This window comes from Antribacter gilvus, assembly GCF_003946865.1.
Lineage (GTDB): Bacteria > Actinomycetota > Actinomycetes > Actinomycetales > Cellulomonadaceae > Antribacter > Antribacter gilvus.
Genome location: NZ_QXTH01000033.1, coordinates 1 through 1,385, shown reverse-complemented (window position 1 = coordinate 1,385; position 1,385 = coordinate 1). Strand labels below are relative to the sequence as shown.

At 70.3% G+C, this 1,385-nt stretch carries 1 protein-coding gene; it reads right to left on the bottom strand.

Going from position 1 to position 1,385, the window contains the following annotated elements:
* Positions 1-91 precede the first annotated feature (91 nt).
* Positions 92-1,300, bottom strand: a complete 1,209-nt coding sequence (locus tag D1350_RS23385) for an integrase core domain-containing protein (protein WP_125778461.1) — start codon at positions 1,298-1,300, stop codon at positions 92-94.
* Positions 1,301-1,385 lie beyond the last annotated feature (85 nt).

Genomic DNA, 1,385 nt, shown 5'->3' with positions numbered 1-1,385 from the left:
GCATGTGATGTCTCAGGACATCGTGCGTGGTTGTGTCTCGGGACATCGTGCACGGTGTGGTGTCTCAGGACATCGTGCACGGTCGGGTTTGTCATGGTGTGGGTAGGCGGTTCTTCGTCCCGAGGTAGCGGGTTCTCGGGGCGGGTCGGGGGTAGCGGGCCAGGATCGTGCCGTCGGGCCCGGTCACGGTGATGGTGGTCTGGTCCCACGTCATCGTGACCGGGGTGTCGGCGTGTGGGCGGCCGAGGTAGAGCTCGCAGGAGCGCCAGGTGATTCGTCCGGTGGGGCTGATGGTGGTGGTCGTGGTGCCGTCGGCGGGTGCTCGTGTCGGCGGCGGGGGCAGGGGTGGTCCGTCGGGTGGGGTGGGCGGGTCGGCCGGAGCGGTCGCGTCCCAGGCTTCCTGGGGCGTGATGTGGCCGGGCAGGGCTTGGTGGGGGCGTTGGGTGTTGTAGTAGGCGTCGTGGGTGTCGAGCAGGGTCTGCAGCTCGGGCAGGGTCCGGGCCGGTGGGCGGGCGTTGAGCCACTTGTGCAGGGTCTGGTGGAAGCGTTCGTTCTTGCCCTGGGTGGTGGGTTTGTAGGGCTTGCCGGTGATCGGGGTCACGCCCAGCGCGCGGACGTGCTCGACCAGCCGGCCCGTGACTCCGCGGCGGGTCGGGTTCAGTGCGGTGCCGTTGTCCGAGAGCAGCCGCTGGGGCACGCCATGGCGCCGGACCGCGGTGTCGAACACTGCGATCGCGTCGTTGCCGGTCTCGCCCCACGCGGCTCGGGAGGCCACGGCCAGGCGGGAGTGGTCGTCGATGAGCTGGAAGATCACGCAGCGACGTCCGTCGGCCAGGGTCCAGTCGGTCGCGTCGAGCTGCCAGCACGCGTTCGGGCAGGGGTAGACGAACCTGCGGTTCGCCGAGCGGGGTCGTTTGCGGGGCTCGGGTCGCACGTGGCCGGCTCGGGCGAACCAGCGCGCGAGCGTCGCCCGTGAGGGCGGGTTCAGCCCGTCGCGGCGCATCCGGTCCACGACGCTGACCGGACCGTGGTCCAGGCCCTGTTCCCGCAGCCAGGTGCGGGTCTTGAGCGCGATGTCCAGCAGGTCCTGGTCGGTGCGCGACGGGCTCGACCTCGGCCGTCGCGAACCGGGCTCGGTCGCCGGGACCGGCCCGTCCCGGCGAGCTGCCGCACGGATCTTGTAGAAGACCCGCCGCGAGATGCCGTGCTCGGCGCAGAACCGCGACACAGCACCTCGGGGCGGGTCCAGCGGGAACTGCACGATCGCCCACCGCACGTCCGGCGGCACAGAGTTGACCATGAGCAACCGTGCACGATGTCCCGAGACAGACCGTGCACGATGTCCTGAGACACAACCGCGCACGATGTCCTGAGACTTCACAACT

Excerpts from the sequence above, each read along its gene's own strand:
- D1350_RS23385 (WP_125778461.1), bottom strand. The coding sequence starts at position 1,300 with ATGGTCAACTCTGTGCCGCCGGACGTGCGGTGGGCGATCGTGCAGTTC.